This is a genomic window from Streptomyces sp. 549, assembly GCF_030124175.1.
GTDB lineage: Bacteria > Actinomycetota > Actinomycetes > Streptomycetales > Streptomycetaceae > Streptomyces.
In genome coordinates, this window is record NZ_JASKMT010000001.1 from 12893 (window position 1) to 28989 (window position 16097).

General features: G+C 69.4%; 16 protein-coding genes. 5 read left to right on the forward strand and 11 right to left on the reverse strand.

The window, feature by feature from the left end; genetic code table 11:
• Positions 1-37: 37 nt before the first annotated feature.
• The gene (locus tag QNO07_RS00050) at positions 38-445 is read left to right on the forward strand and encodes a hypothetical protein (RefSeq protein ID WP_283989175.1); all 408 of its coding nucleotides are present in this window, start codon (positions 38-40) and stop codon (positions 443-445) included.
• Here QNO07_RS00050 and QNO07_RS00055 read toward each other — a convergent pair.
• From QNO07_RS00055 to QNO07_RS00070, 4 genes are all read right to left on the reverse strand, one after another.
• The gene (locus QNO07_RS00055) at positions 430-2712 is read right to left on the reverse strand and encodes an ATP-binding cassette domain-containing protein (RefSeq protein WP_283989176.1); all 2283 of its coding nucleotides are present in this window, start codon (positions 2710-2712) and stop codon (positions 430-432) included. The two genes, QNO07_RS00050 and QNO07_RS00055, sit on opposite strands and share 16 nt — an antisense overlap.
• A gap of 53 nt (positions 2713-2765) precedes the next feature.
• On the reverse strand, positions 2766-3092 hold the full coding sequence (locus QNO07_RS00060) for an antibiotic biosynthesis monooxygenase family protein (protein ID WP_283989177.1): 327 nt from the start codon (positions 3090-3092) through the stop codon (positions 2766-2768).
• An 11-nt stretch (positions 3093-3103) separates the two neighbouring features.
• Positions 3104-4588, reverse strand: a complete 1485-nt coding sequence (locus tag QNO07_RS00065) for an NDP-hexose 2,3-dehydratase family protein (protein WP_502961740.1) — start codon at positions 4586-4588, stop codon at positions 3104-3106.
• A 234-nt stretch (positions 4589-4822) separates the two neighbouring features.
• Positions 4823-5647: an NmrA family NAD(P)-binding protein gene (locus QNO07_RS00070; RefSeq protein ID WP_283989178.1), complete on the reverse strand. Its 825-nt coding sequence runs from the start codon at positions 5645-5647 to the stop codon at positions 4823-4825.
• Positions 5648-5726: 79 nt separating this feature from the next.
• Here QNO07_RS00070 and QNO07_RS00075 point away from each other — a divergent pair, with 79 nt between their 5' ends.
• Positions 5727-6701, forward strand: a complete 975-nt coding sequence (locus QNO07_RS00075; RefSeq protein WP_283989179.1) for a helix-turn-helix transcriptional regulator — start codon at positions 5727-5729, stop codon at positions 6699-6701.
• A gap of 84 nt (positions 6702-6785) precedes the next feature.
• Here the strand turns inward: QNO07_RS00075 and QNO07_RS00080 are convergent, their stop codons facing one another.
• Positions 6786-7436 carry an FMN-dependent NADH-azoreductase gene (locus QNO07_RS00080; protein WP_283989180.1) on the reverse strand — a complete coding sequence of 217 codons (651 nt, stop codon included), beginning with the start codon at positions 7434-7436 and terminating at the stop codon, positions 6786-6788.
• Between the two features lie 128 nt (positions 7437-7564).
• Positions 7565-8278, reverse strand: coding sequence for a methyltransferase domain-containing protein (locus tag QNO07_RS00085; RefSeq protein ID WP_283989181.1), 714 nt, complete (start codon positions 8276-8278; stop codon positions 7565-7567).
• Positions 8279-8438: 160 nt separating this feature from the next.
• Between QNO07_RS00085 and QNO07_RS00090 the strand changes: the two genes are divergently transcribed.
• Entirely contained in the window at positions 8439-9395 is a 957-nt protein-coding gene (locus QNO07_RS00090) for an NAD-dependent epimerase/dehydratase family protein (protein ID WP_283989182.1), read from the forward strand.
• Between the two features lie 22 nt (positions 9396-9417).
• On the forward strand, positions 9418-10536 hold the full coding sequence (locus QNO07_RS00095) for a DegT/DnrJ/EryC1/StrS family aminotransferase (RefSeq protein ID WP_283989183.1): 1119 nt from the start codon (positions 9418-9420) through the stop codon (positions 10534-10536).
• Positions 10537-10603: 67 nt separating this feature from the next.
• Here QNO07_RS00095 and QNO07_RS00100 read toward each other — a convergent pair whose 3' ends face one another.
• The 3 genes from QNO07_RS00100 to QNO07_RS00110 all read right to left on the reverse strand — a co-directional run bounded on the left by QNO07_RS00100 (position 10604) and on the right by QNO07_RS00110 (position 13639).
• Positions 10604-11746, reverse strand: coding sequence for a nucleotide disphospho-sugar-binding domain-containing protein (locus QNO07_RS00100; RefSeq protein ID WP_283989184.1), 1143 nt, complete (start codon positions 11744-11746; stop codon positions 10604-10606).
• A 115-nt stretch (positions 11747-11861) separates the two neighbouring features.
• On the reverse strand, positions 11862-12665 hold the full coding sequence (locus QNO07_RS00105; protein ID WP_283989185.1) for an ABC transporter permease: 804 nt from the start codon (positions 12663-12665) through the stop codon (positions 11862-11864).
• The gene (locus QNO07_RS00110; RefSeq protein ID WP_283989186.1) at positions 12662-13639 is read right to left on the reverse strand and encodes an ATP-binding cassette domain-containing protein; all 978 of its coding nucleotides are present in this window, start codon (positions 13637-13639) and stop codon (positions 12662-12664) included. Before QNO07_RS00110 ends, QNO07_RS00105 begins: the two co-directional genes overlap by 4 nt.
• A gap of 395 nt (positions 13640-14034) precedes the next feature.
• Here QNO07_RS00110 and QNO07_RS00115 point away from each other — a divergent pair, with 395 nt between their 5' ends.
• Positions 14035-14529 carry a hypothetical protein gene (locus tag QNO07_RS00115; RefSeq protein ID WP_283989187.1) on the forward strand — a complete coding sequence of 165 codons (495 nt, stop codon included), beginning with the start codon at positions 14035-14037 and terminating at the stop codon, positions 14527-14529.
• A 38-nt stretch (positions 14530-14567) separates the two neighbouring features.
• Here the strand turns inward: QNO07_RS00115 and QNO07_RS00120 are convergent, their stop codons facing one another.
• Both QNO07_RS00120 and QNO07_RS00125 read right to left on the reverse strand, forming a co-directional pair.
• Positions 14568-14990, reverse strand: a complete 423-nt coding sequence (locus QNO07_RS00120) for a nuclear transport factor 2 family protein (RefSeq protein ID WP_164616401.1) — start codon at positions 14988-14990, stop codon at positions 14568-14570.
• Positions 14978-15883 (reverse strand): AfsR/SARP family transcriptional regulator, encoded by a 906-nt coding sequence (locus QNO07_RS00125; RefSeq protein WP_283989188.1) that lies wholly within the window; start codon positions 15881-15883, stop codon positions 14978-14980. The genes QNO07_RS00120 and QNO07_RS00125 overlap by 13 nt, the downstream gene beginning before the upstream one ends.
• Positions 15884-16097 lie beyond the last annotated feature (214 nt).

Sequence of the window (16097 nt, forward strand, 5' to 3'; positions counted from 1 at the left end):
CTGCGCGTCGACAGCGTGAGCACCGCCGTGATGGGTCGTGCTGGTCGCGGCCGCCGTGCCGCTCGGTTCCGCGACCGGGGTGCCGGTGGCCTTCGCCGTGGCCTTCGGGGGCTTCCAGGTCGGCGGGGCGGGCTGCCTCGCCCTGATCGCGGGCTGTCCGGTGATCCCGCCCGCCCTGGCCAGGACCGTGGTCGCGGTGAACGCCCTGTGCGCGGTCGGGTGTGTGGTGACGGCTTTCACCGGCTTCGTGCCGCTCGACGGGTTCGGGGTGGTGTTCCTGCTGATCGGCGCGCTGATCGTGGCGGTCTACACCGCGCTTCAGTACACGGGACTGCGGAGGATGGCCGACAGCGGCGATCTGGCCCGGCCCACGCCGAGGGGCGGGTCCACCGGTCGGTGGACCCGCTCCTCCTGCGTCAAGTGCCCTGCTCAGGCGGACCGGTAGCGGCGGAGGTACTCCCCGGTGGCGGTGCCGTCCGCCTCCAACAGCTCCTTCGGCGTGCCGCTGAAGACGACCTGGCCACCGTGCTTGCCGCCGCCGGGCCCGAGATCGATCACCCAGTCGGCCTGCCGGACGACATCCAGGTTGTGCTCGATGACGATGACCGTGTTGCCCCGGTCCACCAGGCTGTTCATCAGCCCGACGATGGTGTCGACGTCGGACATGTGCAGGCCCGTCGTCGGCTCGTCGAGGACGTACACGGACTTGGAGCCGTGCAGCCGGCCCGCGAGCTTCAGGCGCTGGCGCTCGCCGCCCGAGAGCGTGCTCAGCGGCTGCCCGAGGGTGAGATAGCCGAGGCCGACGTCCGTCAGGCCGGTCAGCTTGTCCAGGACCTCGCGCTCGGTGAAGAACTCGACGGCGCTCTCGGCGGACAGGTCGAGCACATCGGCGACGGACTTCCCGCGCAGCTCGTAGGCCAGGACCTCCTCCTTGAACCGTCGGCCCTCACAGACTTCGCACCGGGTTCGGACGGGGTCCATGTAGGCGAGTTCCACGACGAGTTCACCGCGCCCGTTGCACTCGTCGCAGGCGCCCGCCGAGTTGAAGCTGAACAGGCTCACCGGCACGCCGTTGGCCTTGGCGAAGAGCTTGCGGATCGTGTCCATCATGTCGAGGTGGCTGGCGGGCGTGGACCGCGCGGAAGCCCTGATGGCCGTCTGGTCGACCAGGATCGTGTCCGGGTAGGCGTCCAGGAACGTTCCGGTGATCAGCGAACTCTTTCCGGATCCGGCGACCCCGGTGACCGCCGTGAGGACTCCGGTCGGGATGCTGACCGAGACGTTGCGGAGGTTGTGGAGGTCGGCGTTCTCCACCGCGAGCTTCCCCGTCGGGCGGCGGACGTCCGCCTTCACGTCCGCGGTGCGGCGCAGACAGACGGCGGTGAGCGTGTCGGCCCGCTTCAGCTCCGGGAAACTGCCCTCGAAGACGATCTCCCCGCCGTGGTCGCCCGCTCGGGGGCCCACGTCGACCACATGGTCGGCGATCTCGATGACGTCCGAATCGTGCTCGACGACGATCACCGTGTTGCCCATGTCCCGCAGCTCCCGCAGCAGGCCGTTGAGGCGGCCCACGTCGCGCGGGTGCAGGCCCGTGCTGGGCTCGTCGAAGATGAACGTCATGCCGACCAGACTGCTGCTGAGGTGGCGCACGGTCTTCAGCCGCTGGGCCTCGCCGCCGGAGAGCGACAGGGTCTCCCGGTCCAGCGAGAGATAGCCGAGGCCGATGCCCTCGATGCGCTCGAAGCCGGTGCGGATCCCCGCGGCGATAGGGGTGGCGACCGGGTCGTCGATCCCGTCGAGGAGCTTGATCAGGTCACTGATCTCCATCCGCGTCCAGTCGGCGATGGTGCGGCCGGCGATGGTCGTGGCGAGCGCGGTGGGGTTCAGCCGGGTGCCGCCGCAGCCCGTGCACTCCCCCAGCGTGATGAACCGCTCGATGTTGGCCCGGCCGCGCTCGCTGAGCGAGCCGAGGTCGCGCTTGAGGTTGGTCCGGGCGAAACGGGCCACGACGCCCTCGTACTTGAGGGTCGCCGTGGTGTTGGTCGTGGACACCTTCACGGTGCCGCCGCTGCCGTGCAGGAGCATCTCCCACTCGGCATCGGTGTAGTCGCTCAGCACCTTCGCGGTGTCGAAGTGCCCGGACTTCGCGTACATCTGCCAGTCCATCGCACCGGGCTTGTGCGTGCTGAGCTGGATCGCGCCCCCGTCGAGCGACTTCGTCCGGTCGAGCAGCCGGTCGACGTCCACCCGGCGCATCCGGCCGAGGCCGTCGCAGTCCGGACACATGCCCTGCGGGTTGTTGAAGGAGTACGCCGAGGGCGGGTTGTACGGCGTGCCCAGGCGCGAGAACAGCACACGCAGCGACGAGTAGAGGTCCGTCATCGTGCCGACCGTCGACCGCGCGTTGCCGCCGACCGGCTTCTGGTCGACGACCACCGGAGCGGTCAGGTTCTCGATGACGTCCGCGTGGGGGCGCTGGTACTTCGGCAACTGGTTGCGGATGAACCAGTCGTAGGTGCTGTTGAGCTGCCGCTGCGCCTCCACGGCCAGGGTGTCGAACACGATCGACGACTTCCCCGACCCGGAGACGCCGGTGAACACCGTGATCCTGTTCTTCGGGATCCGCAGCGACACGTCCTTCAGGTTGTGCTCGCGCGCACCCGCGATGCGGATGTACTGGGCGTTGTTGTCGTTGCGCTCGACTTCTGTCATTTCAGGGCCTGTTCACGTGTTCTTCGGGAGGGGATTACCGAACCGGATGTGGTTCACGCGGTGCGGTCGAGATAGCGGTGCCGTTCTGCGTACAGCTCGGACTCGCTCTGTGCGAGCTGTCGCAGCTCCTTGACGTGGCTCTGGAAGTCCGGGTGACCGACGGCCGCGCGCAGCGCCCCGGCGTGCTCCCAACGGGCGATGTTCACGTACCGCTGGGGGTCCTTCACGTCCTGGGACAGGGTGTAGCCGATGATGCCCGGCTGCTCCTTCATGAAGGCCGCGATACGCGCGAAGGCGTCCTCGAACTCCTGCGGGCTCCCGGACACCGTGAACCTGTTCACGAAGGTGACCTGGGGCTGCGGAGTGTCCTGCTGGGTCATGGTGCTCTCCTTTACGACAGGGCGACGGAAGGCTGTACGGGGCCGGACCGGGCGGTCAGGCTGTGGAGGCAGGCGAGCAGGCAGCGCGCCTGGACGTTCACGTAGTGGCTGTGTCGCATCAGGGCCACCAGCTGGGCCACGGTGAGCCAGCGGTGATCCGGGGCGCCGACCCCGTGGTCCTCGTCCGTCTCCACGATCAGGTAGCGGTTGCGTGCATGGTAGAAGCGGCCGCCCTCCTCCGAGTGCACCGCGTCGAAGCGGATCCGCTCGGGGGCGGCGTTCAGCACCGCGTCCAGGTGGGGCGGGCGCGCCCCGGCGGGCAGTGCGTCGAGGCCCGCCGGAGTGCACTGGACCGTCGGGGCCAGTTCGACGACGTCCGCGTACCCCGGTTCCGTGGCTGCGTGGACGAGCAGGTGCAGGACGCCGTCGATCCTGCGGGCCAGGAAGGCGATCACGCCCTCGCCGCAGGGCTCGATCATGGGCTGGGCCCAGGCGCGGACCTCGCGTCCGGTGGCCGCGACATCGACCCCTGCCACCCGGAAGAACCGGCCGCTCTCGTGCGCGATCCGGCCGTCGTCCCAACTCCAGCCCGCCAGCGCCCGCAGCGGGACCCGCTCGGCGACGACGTCCCGGCGGGTGCGGACGTCGGTGATCCAGTGCAGCACGTCGGCCAGGTTCTCGGGCACGTCGGCACGCTCGTCGCAGGAGCGGACGAGCGCGGCCGTGAAGTCGTCCGCCGGCGCGCCGAGGACATGCGGCAGGCCGGGCCCGGTGAAGGGCAGGCAGGCCAGGACCGATCGGGCGTCCATGTTCACCAGGTCGTCCAACGCGAGCAGCGCATGCAACTGACGCAGCGTCAACCACCTGAATCCCTCACGTACTTCGACGTCCTCGGTCACCTGGACCACTATGTTGCGATTGCGTTTCCGGAAGAACCAGGCGCCCTGTTCGGACTGGCGTACGTCGGCGAGCACCTGGTGACGCGAGGTGTCGCGGAAGTAGGACAGATAGGGGACCTCGGCCCCCTTGTGCACCCGTGTGTAGTTGCTGCGGGTGGCCTGGACGGTCGGCGACAGCTGGAGCCCGTTGTGGTTGCCCGGTTCGATCTTCGCCTGCATCAGGCAGTGGAGGACACCGTCGAACTCCTTGACCAGGATGCCCAGGATGCCCACCTCCGGCTGGTTGATGATCGGCTGCTGCCACCGTTCGACAGGGGCGCCGGGCAGGTGGACGTCGAGGCCCTCGACGGAGTAGAAACGGCCCGTCTCGTGGACGAGGTTCCCGGTGCCGGGGTCGGCGTGCCAGCCGGCGAGGTCCTCCAGCGCGACCTGCCGGACGAGCATGTCAGTGTGCTGCTTCTGTGCAGCGAGCCACCGGTGGAACCGGCCCGCGGCGCCGGCCCCGGTGTCCGCCACCACGGATCTCGCGATCCGCAGGTGAGCGGGGTCGTGGGGCGCCGCCGTCCCTGCCCGGGGCGTCCGCGAACGAGTGGTCAAGGCAGCCCCCGGGAGTTGCGGTCGACGACCCGCCCACGATCGATTCCCGGGCTCGATACCGCCTGCAATCGCGCTCGAACGGTCACAGGCAGGGGTGCGGGCAGTGCCGGGTCGCGCACCCCCGGGGCCCGGTCGGGGTGCGCGCCGGCCGGGAGGGCCGTTGGTCAGGCCGCTCCGGGAGGGGAGGAGCCGAGCGAGACGGGGGTGGCCCGCTCGGCTCCCGTTCGTGGGGTGTCAGGCGGTGAAGGCCGCGGCGTTCTCCTTGACCCACTGGACGAAGGTCCGCGGGGGCTTGCCGGTGACCCGCTCCACCGTGTCCTGCACCGTGTAGCCGGCCTCCGGCGGGTTGGTGCGCATCGTGAGGAAGAACTCGACGTCCTCGTCGGAGTAGCCGGTCTGGCGCCACTCGGCGACGATCTCGTCCTGGCTCAGCTCGACGTACTTCACCTCGCGGCCCAGCGCCTCGCTGATCGCGCGTACCTTCTCCGGCGGGGTCAGCGCCTGCGGGCCGGTGATCCAGTACTCCTGGCCCGCGTGTCCGTCCGAGGTAAGGGCGGCGGCGGCGACGGCGGCGATGTCCGCGTCGTGCACCATCGCGCTCTTCGCCTGGGCGAACGCCTCGCGGACGACGCCCTCGTTCTTGATCGACTCGGTCCACTCCAGGGCGTTGGACATGAACTCCACCGGCGAGAGGAAGGTCCACTCCAGGCCGCCGGCTTCTACCGCCTCCTCCAGGGGGCTCTTGGTGACGTCGCCCTTGAGCACGGTCACCTTGCGGACGCCGGACTCCTTGGCGAGCTTGACGATCTCCGGGCCGTTCTCCAGCGGGGAGAAGTCCTCACCGTTGAAGCTGATCAGGTGGGCGGCCGTGACCCCCTTGAAGGCCTCGACCAGGGAGCTCGTGTCGGAGAGGTTCCCCGCGATCACTTCGGCGCCCGCGGGCAGGTTCGCCTTGGCGGGGTTGCGGGTGAGCGCGCGCACCGGGTGTCCGGCGGCGAGCAGCTGCTCCACCAGGGGGCGTCCGACGTTTCCGGTGGCACCGGCGATGAGAATGGTCATGAGATCTCCTTCGGTCTGATGGCCACACTAAGAGCATTCGCGGTCACCTCCTGTCCTCGGTTGATGAGAAGGTCGGTCCATGTTGGAAACCTCGGCTCGGCTGCTGCGTTTGCTGGCGTTGTTCCAGGTCCATCGGGAATGGTCGGGGCCCGATCTGGCCGACCGCCTCAAGGTGAGCCCCCGGACCGTCCGGCGTGATGTCGACAAGCTGCGGGTCCTCGGATACCCGATCAACGCGATGGGAGGAGTGGGCGGCGGCTACCAGCTGGCCGCCGGAGCGTCGTTGCCGCCGCTGCTGCTGGACGACGAGGAGGCGGTCGCGGTGGCGGTCGGGCTGCGCACCGCGGCCGGCGGCGCGATCACCGGCATCGCCGAGATCTCCGTGCGGACCCTGGCCAAGCTGGACCAGGTGCTGCCCTCCCGGCTGCGCTATCAGGTCAACGCGCTCAGCGCGGCGCTGGTGACCATGCCGACGCTCGCCCCCACGGTCGATCCGACGATGCTGACCGCCATCGCGTCGGCGGTGCGGGACTACGAGCGGCTGCGATTCGACTACACCGCGCGCGACGGATCGGCGACCGTGCGTGATGTGGAGCCGTACCGGCTGGTCCACGACGGGCAGCGGTGGTATCTGGTGGCCTGGGACACCCACAAGGAGGACTGGCGCAGCTTCCGGGTGGACCGGATGGCGCTGCGGATCCCCAACGGGCCGCGGTTCACCCCGAAGCCCCTGCCCTCGGAGGACATGGCCTCCTATGTGGCGTCGGCGGTCACCAGCGGCCAGTACCGCTACCGCGCGGTGATCACCATGCACGGCTCGGCCGGCGAGGTGGCCCTGGAAGTGCCTCCGTCACTGGGCGTGGTGGAGCCGGTCGACGACCACACATGCGTGCTCCGCATCGGCTCCACCAGCCTGGACCACCTCGCGGTGTGGGTGGCCGCGTTCGGCTTCGACTTCGAGGTGCAGGAGCCGCCCGAGCTGGTGGAGCACCTGCGGACTCTCAGCTGCCGGCTGCACCGTGCGGCCTGGGCCCAGGACGGCGCGCGGGGCTGAGCCGCACGGACGACGGACGGCGGCGGCCGGAGCGGGCACCTCGGGTGCCCGCTCCGGCCGCCGCCGTCCGCGGTTCCGCCGTGGTCAGGGCCGCACCAGCTTGTTGGCCACCGCCCGCGCCCGCTCCACGGTCGCGGCCTCGGCGGCCCGGAGCGAGGCGGCCGCCTTCTCCAGCTCCACCGGGTCCTCGGAGGTAAACGGGGTGACCGTGTGCGAAGCGGTGATCAACTCCAGCTGGTAGCCGAGGACCTGCTGCACCACGGTGCGCAGATACGGGCCGCAGTGGTCCATGGCCGCATCTTCGGAGCCGGGAGTGTAGTCGCCGCCGTGGGCCAGCACGATGGTCGCCGGACGCCCGGCGAGCGGGTTGGCGCGCGGGTCGTAGGGCAGCGTGCGGCCCAGGATGAGGGACTGGTCCAGCCATGCCTTCAGATTGGAGGGGATCGTCCAGTTGTGCATCGGCACGCTGATGAGCAGGGCGTCGGCGGCGAGGATCTCCTCGACGAGCTCGTTGTGCAGTGCCGCCGCTGTGCGCTGCCCATCGGTCTGCGGCTCCGCCATGAGGGTCGCGGCCCCGTCGCCCCCCAGGTGCGGAACGGGCTCGGCGGCCAGATCGCGGTAGGTCACCGTGCTCTGGGGCTGTGCCTCGTTCCACACCTCGCGGAAGGAGGCCGCCAACTTGCGGGACACGGAGTACGGCGAGGGCGACGTGTCGATGTGCAGCAGGTGGGCCATGGGGTGTGCCTCTCGTGTGCGACGGCGAACGCCGGTGATGAACGCCCGTGACCGCATGCTGGCGGGCGTCGCTCGAACTTGGTCGGAGCAGCGCTTGCGTGCCCGACCAGGTGCGGCGGCCCGGTGGATCAGCGGCGGGTGCCTATGAACAGGCCGCGCCTCGACTGCACTTCGGGGACGTACTCCGGCCGCAGCCCGGCCTCCTCGAATGCCTCCACGTACTCCTCGCGGCTGAAGAGCATGGCGCGGTGCACCTCGGTGAAGTAGCGGACGCCGCCGGTCGGGGACGCCTGGAGGTAGTGGACCTCCATGCGGGACGTGTCGCCCTCGCGGACGGTGTGGGTGGCGCGGGCGACAGTGGTGTCCTCCCACTCGATGACGTCGCTGGAGACCCAGCGGTCTATGAAGGTCTCCGGGAACCACCAGGGCTCGACGACGACCACCCCGGACGGGTTGGTGTGCAGCGCGAGGCGTCGGACCGTCTCGTGCAACTCCGCACGGGAGGACACATAGCCGATCGAGGCGAACAGGCAGGTGACGGCGTCGAAGGTGCGGCCCAGGTCGAAGGAGCGCATGTCGCCGACGTGCAGCGGCACATGCGGCAGGTCGGTGCGGGCGATGTCGAGCATCGGTTCGGAGAGGTCGATGCCCTCCGTGTGCCCGATCAGTTCGACGAAGGCGGGGAGGTGCCCGCCGGTGCCGCAGGCGACGTCCAGCACCGAGGCCGCCCCGGGCAGGCGCGCATGGATCTGCTCGACGACCGTCTCCGCCTCCGCTCTGTAGTCCTTGCCCCGTGCGGTGTGCTGTGCGTGGTAGAACTTCGCTGAGTCGGCGCCGTACATGGGACTCCTCCGTTGGCCGGGCAGGTGGGGGTGCGGCGCCCACAGGGTCGCCCCAGCCCGTCGAGCGCCGCTGGAACCCGGCCGGGGCTTGAGTGAATCCCGATCGCCACGTACCAGTCTTCGCTGTGCAGGGCCTGTTCTCAGCGAAGAAAGGGACAGCATGTCCGCGAATGGCAGGGTCGTCGTCCTGGGCGGCACGGGGTTCGTCGGACGGCACGTGTGCGCGGCGTTGGAGTGCCGCGGCACGGAGGTGGCCGTCGTGGCCCGCAGGCCGCCCGATCACGAGGTCGCGGGCCCGTTCCTCGCCCTCGACCTCGCGCGGCGGCCGGCGCGGGAGTCCGCCGAGCGGCTGGACGCCCTGGCGCCGTTCGCCGTCGTCAACTCCACCGGCAGCATCTGGGGCAACACCGACGCGCAGATGTGGGAGGCCGCAGCCGCCCCGACCCTGCGGCTGCTGGACATCCTCGCGCTGATGGAGAGCCGGCCACGGCTGGTGCACCTGGGTTCGGTACTGGAGTACGGCCGGATGCGGGTCGGGACAGCGTCGGACGTCGCCGCGCCCGCACGTCCGACCAGCGCGTACGGCCGGGCGAAGCTAGCGGCGACCCGGGCCGTGCTGGAGCGGATCGGGGCGGGTGAGCTGGAGGGCATGGTATTGCGCATCGCCAATCTGGCGGGCCCCCGCAGCCCCGACGTCAGCCTGCTGGGCCGGGTGGCCGGCCAGTTGTGGGCGGCGGGCGGGCAGCCGGCGGCGGTGGAACTGGATCCGTTGCTGGCCCACCGGGACTACGTGGACGTACGCGACGTCGCCGACGCGGTCGTGGCGGCCGTGGACTCGAAGGTCTCCGGCGAGATCGTCGACATCGGCAGCGGCCACAGCACCTCCGTCCGCACGCTGGTCGACATGCTCATCGAGCGCAGCGGCCTGCCCGCGTCGGTACGGGAGCGGTCGGACGTGGGGATCCAGCACTCCGCCGAGGAATGGTCGCTCGTGAACACCGCGCCGGCCGAGCACCTGCTCGGCTGGCGCTCCCGTCGGTCCCTCGCCGAGGCGGTGGACGGATTCTGGCTCGAGTTCGTCGAGCGCCAAGGCCCGCGGGACGAACACCACCCCTAAACGAAACGGAGAACCATCCGCGATGACTGCGTATGTCTGGGACTACCTGCCGGAGTACGAGCGGGAGAGGGAGGAGTTGCTGGAGGCGGTCGACACGGTGTTCAGCTCCGGTCAACTGGTGCTCGGGCCGAGTGTCGACGGCTTCGAGCGCGAGTTCGCGGACTACCACGGGCTGGCGCACTGCACGGGCGTGGACAACGGGACCAACGCGGTGCGGCTCGGGCTCCACGCGGTGGGGGTGGGCCCCGGCGACGAGGTGATCACGGTGTCGAACACCGCGGCGCCCACCGTGGTGGCGATCGACGGCGTCGGCGCCACCCCGGTGTTCGTGGACATCCGCGAGGAGGACTATCTGATCGACATCGACCAGGTGGCCGCCGCGATCACCCCCCGTACCAGGGCCCTGTTGCCGGTGCATCTGTACGGGCAGTGCGTGGACATGGGCGCGATCAACGACCTGGCGGACCGGCACGGCCTGGCGGTGCTGGAGGACTGCGCGCAGGCGCACGGCGCCCGGCACCACGGGAGGCTGGCCGGGACCATGGGCAGGGCCGCGGCGTTCTCCTTCTACCCGACGAAGGTGCTGGGCGCGTACGGGGACGGCGGCGCGGTCGTCACGGACGACGAGGCGGTGGATGCCTCGCTGCGGCGACTGCGCTACTACGGCATGGAGAAGACCTACTACGTGGTGGAGACTCCCGGCTACAACAGTCGGTTGGACGCGGTTCAGGCGGAGATCCTGCGCCGGAAGCTGACGCGGCTGGACACCTATGTGGAGGGCCGCCGGGCGGTGGCGAGGCGGTACGAGGAGGGGCTCGGCGATCTCGCCGAGAAGGGCTTGCTCCTGCCGTCGGTGAACGAGGGCAACGAGCACGTCTATTACGTCTACGTGGCCCGCCACCCGCGCCGGGACGAGATCATCGATGCCCTCAAGGGCTACGGGATCACCCTCAACATCAGCTATCCGTGGCCGGTGCACACCATGTCGGGCTTCGCGAAACTCGGCTACGGGGAGGGCTCGTTGCCGGTGACGGAACGTCTGGCGAAGGAGATCTTCTCGCTGCCGATGTATCCGTCGCTGCCGGTCGAGCTCCAGGAGAAGGTGATCTCCGCGGTGCGCGAGGTGGTGCTCTCGTTCTGAGCCGTACACGAGGAGGAGGGCCACCCCGCGGTCGCGGGGTGGCCCTCCTCCTCGTGCGGGCCCAGGGTCAGACGAGTCCCTCGATGACCTTCACGACCTCGGCCTGGGAGGGCATTGAGGCGATCTCCGCGGCGAGTTCGCCGGCCTTCGCGCGGTAGGAGGTGTCGTTGAGGATCTTCGACACCGCGGCCTCGGTGTCCTCCACGGGCACGGTGTGCGAGGGGAGCGTGATGGATGCCCCGAACTCGTCCACCGGGCGCATCGGTATCGCGGAGGCGAGGATCTCCGGCAGGACCAGCTGTGGGGTGCCCGCGTTGAGCAGCGTCATCACGGTGACCCCGCCCCCGTGGTGCAGCACCAGGTCCGCCGTCGGGGCGACCACGTCCAGCGGGACGAAGCCGGCCCTCACGTCCGGGAACTCGGCGCGCAGTTGGGCGGCGACCGGCTCCGGGGCGGCGACTATCACCTCTACGTCGCCCCCGCCCAGGACGGGTCCGCCGAGCAGCGGGCGGAAGAAGTCGAGCCCGAGGGCCGGGATGAAGACGCTGCGCGACCCCGAGGTGATGACCACGCGGGGGCGGTCGCCCTTGGCGTACATCCACGGCTCCAGCGCGATCTGCGGGTTACCGGGGGCCCAGCGCATCGGCTGCGCGGGCTCGGCGTGCCGGGGCCGTACCGTCGGCGGCGTGATGTCGACGAAGAGGGCGGGTTCCGGTATCGCGTCCAGTCCGAACGCGGCCAGTTCCGGCTTGAGTTCGTCGGTCGCCCCCTGCCAGTCGATGTCGGTGCGGTCGTAGATGGCCCAGGTGTGGCTCACCAGAGGGATGGAGAACTTGTGGGCTATCAGCGGGGCGGCGTGGTTGTACTCCCCGCCGATCACCACGTCGGGCCGCCAGGCCTCGGCGAGCTCCTCGGTGCCCCGGTAGCTGGCCGCCGAGAGCCGTGCGAAGCCCCGGCCCGCGAAGTCCATCTCGGTGCTCTCGCTGGTGGGCATGGGCAGCCAGTTGCCCTGCCGGTCCTTGAGCATGGCGTCGCCCATGCCCAGGTCGGTCACGCCGCGGGCGGGCAGCCCGAGGCCGGTGACGAGGTCGAGGTTCTCCTCGGGTGAGGCGACCAGGACCTCGTGCCCCGCGGCACGGGCCGCCCAGGCGAGGGGCACGCTGGCGTGGACGGGAGCCGAACCGCCTCCGACGACAAACAGGAACCGCACGATGGATCTCCTTCGTTCATCTGGGACAGGGGCCCCGGGCGTCCAGCGCACCCGTCGGACCCGGGGTCAGGTTCTTTCGTCCGGGTCGAGCCCGGCCTGATCCGGGCAAGAGTCCCTAACGGCCCACGGCCTTCGCGTAGCGGCGGATGGACAGCGGTACGAAGATCACGAGGATCAGCGCCACCCACAGGAAGGCCGAGAGAACGGGGTATTGAAGCGGCCACACCTCCGGCTCCGGCCGGCCGGCCGGGATGTTGCCGAACAGCTGCCGGCACGCCTCGACGACCGCGGACACCGGGTTCCAGTTGGCGACGACCTGGAGGACCTTGGGCAGCCCCTCACTCGGCACGAACGAGTTCGAGATGAAGGTGAGCGGCAGCAGCACCATGAGCATCACGTTGCCCAGCACCTCGGGCGACTTCGCGGTCAGACCGATCGCCGCGGTGATCCAGGAGGCCGCGTAGGCGAAGAGGAACAGCAGCAGGAAGGCGAGCGCGGCGTCCAGGAAGTCGGACCGGATGCGCCAGCCCATCAGCAGACCGGTCAGCGACATCAGAATAATGACGAGAACGTTGTTCACCGCGTCGCCGCTGGTCCGGCCGACCAACACCGCGGACTGCGAGATGGGCAGCGACCGAAACCGGTCCACGAGGCCGAGCTTCATGTCGTGAGCGATGCCCACGCCGGTGTTGGAGGCGGTCAGCAGCATCGTCTGGGTCAGGATTCCGATGATCATGAACTCGCGGTAGTTCGAGCCGTGCACGTCGATCGCGCTGCCGAACACGAACCCGAAGAGAAGCGCGAAGGCGATGGGAGCGGCGCTGGTGAACACCACGATGTCGGGGTTGCGAAGGTTCTTGAGAACGTTGCGCTTGGTGAGGACGAGGCCGTCCTCGACGGCCTGGGTGAAGGCGCTCAACGGACCTGCTCCTCGATCTTGCCGCCGGCCGCCGCCGTGTCGGAGTTCTCGGTCAGGGCGAGGAAGACCTCGTCCATGCTGGGCCGGCGCAGGGTGACTCCCGCCAGCCGGATGTTCTGCTGATCGAGCAGCCGGATCGCGGAGACCAGCGTGGCCGGGCCGTCGCTGACCGGCACGATCACCCGCTTGTCCGCCTCCTCCACCGTGGGCTCGCCCGAGGCGAGTTCGGCGAGGAGGGCAGCGGCGTGCCGGGCGTCCTCGGCGCTGCCCGTGGTCAGTTCGATGCGCTCTCCGCCGACCCGGTCCTTGAGTACGTCGGGGGTGCCTTCGGCGATCACCCGGCCTCGGTCGATCACGGTGATCCGGTCGGCCAGCTGGTCGGCCTCCTCCAGGTACTGGGTCGTGAGCAGCAGAGTGCTGCCACCGCTCACCAGCTCGCCGATCACCTCCCAGACGGCCATCCGGCTGCGGACGTCAAGCCCGGTCGTCGGCTCGTCGAGGAAGAGCACCTCGGGCTTGGAGACCACCGCGCAGGCGAGGTCCACGCGGCGGCGCATCCCCCCGGAGTAGCCCTTGACCTGGCGGTCGGCGTTCTCGGTGAGGTCGAAGCGCTCCACCAGTTCGTCGGCACGCCTGCTGCTCTCGGTGACGCCGAGGTGGTAGAGCCTGCCGATCATCCGGAGGTTCTCCCGGGCGGTGAGGTCCTCGTCGACCGCCGCGTACTGGCCGGAGAGGCCGATCTTGCGGCGGAGCTGGACCGCGTCGCTCCGCACGTCCAGGCCCGCGACGGTCGCCCGTCCAGCGTCGGCGCGCAGGAGGGTGGCGAGGACGCGCACGGTCGTGGTCTTGCCGGAGCCGTTCGGCCCGAGAAGTCCCAGCACGGATCCTTCGGGGACGGTCAGGTCCACCCCGTCCAGGGCGGTATGGGTGCCGAACTTCTTTCTGAGCCCCTCGGCGACGATCGCGTTGGTCATTGGTCCTCCATGAGCGGTAGCTGCGCGGTGTGATCGCAGCGGCCGGCCGGTGGTCTCCCGGCGGGCCGGACCCAACGTAGGAACGATCGCGGCCAGCTTCGGTCCCCGATTCTCCGGGCCGGCACGGTGGGACGGTTTCCGGCCGAAGGTGTCCCGCAGACACGTCGGAAGCAGACCGGAAGGCACTCCCTATCCTGACTGTCGGCTTGTCAAGCAGCGTGAGTAGCACGCAAGTTGTGAGATCAAGGCGGAATCCAGACTTCCCTGAGTGATGGCTCGCACCCTGGCACCGAGCCAATCGCGCGGTGACCGGAGCGCCCCCGGCGTCCGGCCCCCGGCGTCCCCACCAGTTGTCGTCGAAGCGGTCCACAGCCGACCGAAAACGGAGCCAGCAGATGAAACGGATTCTCGGCCCTCTCGCCATCGCCGTCGCCCTCGGCGCCGCCCTGACCACCGCACCCGCGGCGGCCTCCACCCCGGAGACCGTGGCAGCTCATCAGATCCGGGCGAAGGCCGCCGGCGTGTGGACAGGCACCGTGGCCGTCCCGGACGGAACGGTGGAGGTCACCATTTCCTTCCACCCGAACGGGACCGTCTGCTTGGTGGAGCCGCCGCCCGGCCCCGACGGTGGGGCCGAGGGCAGCGGGAGGTGGACACGGACGGGACCGGCCACATTCTCCTTCCGGGTCACGGAGCGCTTCTTCGACGGTTCGGGAGCGACCGTCGCGTCCCTGCGTGCCACGCACCGGGCGACCCTGCAGGGGGCGAACGCCTTCACCACGGTGGGCAAGGCCTCGTACTACGACCCGGCCGGCAACGTTCTGGCCACGTTCGCCACCAGCAGCTCGATGCAGCGGACCCAGCAGGCGCCGACGCCGAGTTGCCCCTGACGCCAGGGCCTGCCGGCCAGATCCACCGGCAGGCCCGCTCAGCCCTCGGCGGGCTCGTCGCGGACGAGCGACCTCGACTTGACCAGCAGTTCGCCGCCCTCCCGGACAAGGACGTCGCTGACCGCGTAGCTCGACTCGAACCGGGTGACCCCTTCCGCCCCGGTGAGGGTGACGAGCGACCCGTAGGAGACGGCGATGCTGCCGTCCTCGGCGCGGTCCATCAGGTAGTGGTCGTTCCAGTGCCGAACCACGACAGTCCGGTACCTCGGCAGCGCCTGCTCGGCGTGGGCGAGCATCGCCGCCCTGCCGTCGAGCGACTGCCCCCGGTGGACGTGGTGGGTCACACCGTCCTCGGTGAACGTCTTCACGTAGGCCTTGACGTCCTGCGCGTCCAGCAGGCTCATCTGATGTGCGTAGAACCGGAGGATGTCGACGTACTGGTCCGTGCTTACCGCTGCCATGCGGCGCCCCCATTCGTCGTGGCGAGAAGCCTTCGGGTGTCTGATCGGTCGGACGGTCGGCCGATGTTCCGGGTGTCCCATGCCTCTGCGTTCAACGGCGGCGAGTCAGGTTGCAGTTGGACTTCCAGGTCGAGGGCGGAGCGAAGCACGGCCCGCTGCAGTTTCTGCAGCCGGATGGACGGCTCCACTCCGAGTTCCCTGTTCAGGGTGTCGCGCAGGGTCCGGAACGACTGGAGTGCCTGCGACTGCCGGCCTGCCCGGTACAGGGAGACCATGTAGTGCGCACAGAGGTTCTCGTGCATCGGGTGCTGGGCGGTCAGCACGGTGAGTTCACTGAGAACCGCGTGGTGTCGGCCGAGCCGGATGTCGGCGCCGATCCGGCTCTCCAGCACGTTGAGCCGGCTCTCCTCCAGCCGGGCGACCTCTATGCTCAGCGGCATCCCGATCCGTACGTCGGCCAGCGCGCGGCCCCGCCATTCGGCCAGTGCCCTGCCCAGGTACTGGGACACGGCCTCGTCGTCGGAGTGCTCGATCGCCCGGTTGCCGGCCTCGACGAAGCGCTCGTAGACGCGTACGTCCACGCTCTCCGGGTCGATGTCGAGGAGGTAGCCGTCGAAGCGGGTGACGAGGATTCCCTTGGCCCGACCGCGGTTCTTGGCCGTGAGCGCTGAGTCAATCAGCTTGCGCAACTGCAGAATGTACGTCTGCAGCGTTGTACGTACGCTCATCGGTGGGTGGTCCCCCCACAGTTCTTCGATGAGTGTGGGCACTGATACGATACGGCCCGCATTCAGGGCCAGCAGCGCCAAAACTTGACGTGGTTTCGCCGCAGTCGGAGTGACCGACTGCTCGTTCAGGTTGGCGTCCAGTTCCCCTAGTAAACGTATGCTCACGAGTCCCCCTATGGAGCGCAATGGCCACCAGTGCAATCCCAGGACGTGCAAAGAATCCTTAAAGCAGGAATCTTGGTCGAGGCTTCTTCCACACTGAAGATTTAACGCTTCCGCCAAAACCGGACTATCCAGCCTTCAACCTTTCCCACCGTAAGAATCCGGCAGCCAGTCAGTCAAGCCCCCACCTCTGGCCGCATCGTTGTCCGGAGCACTT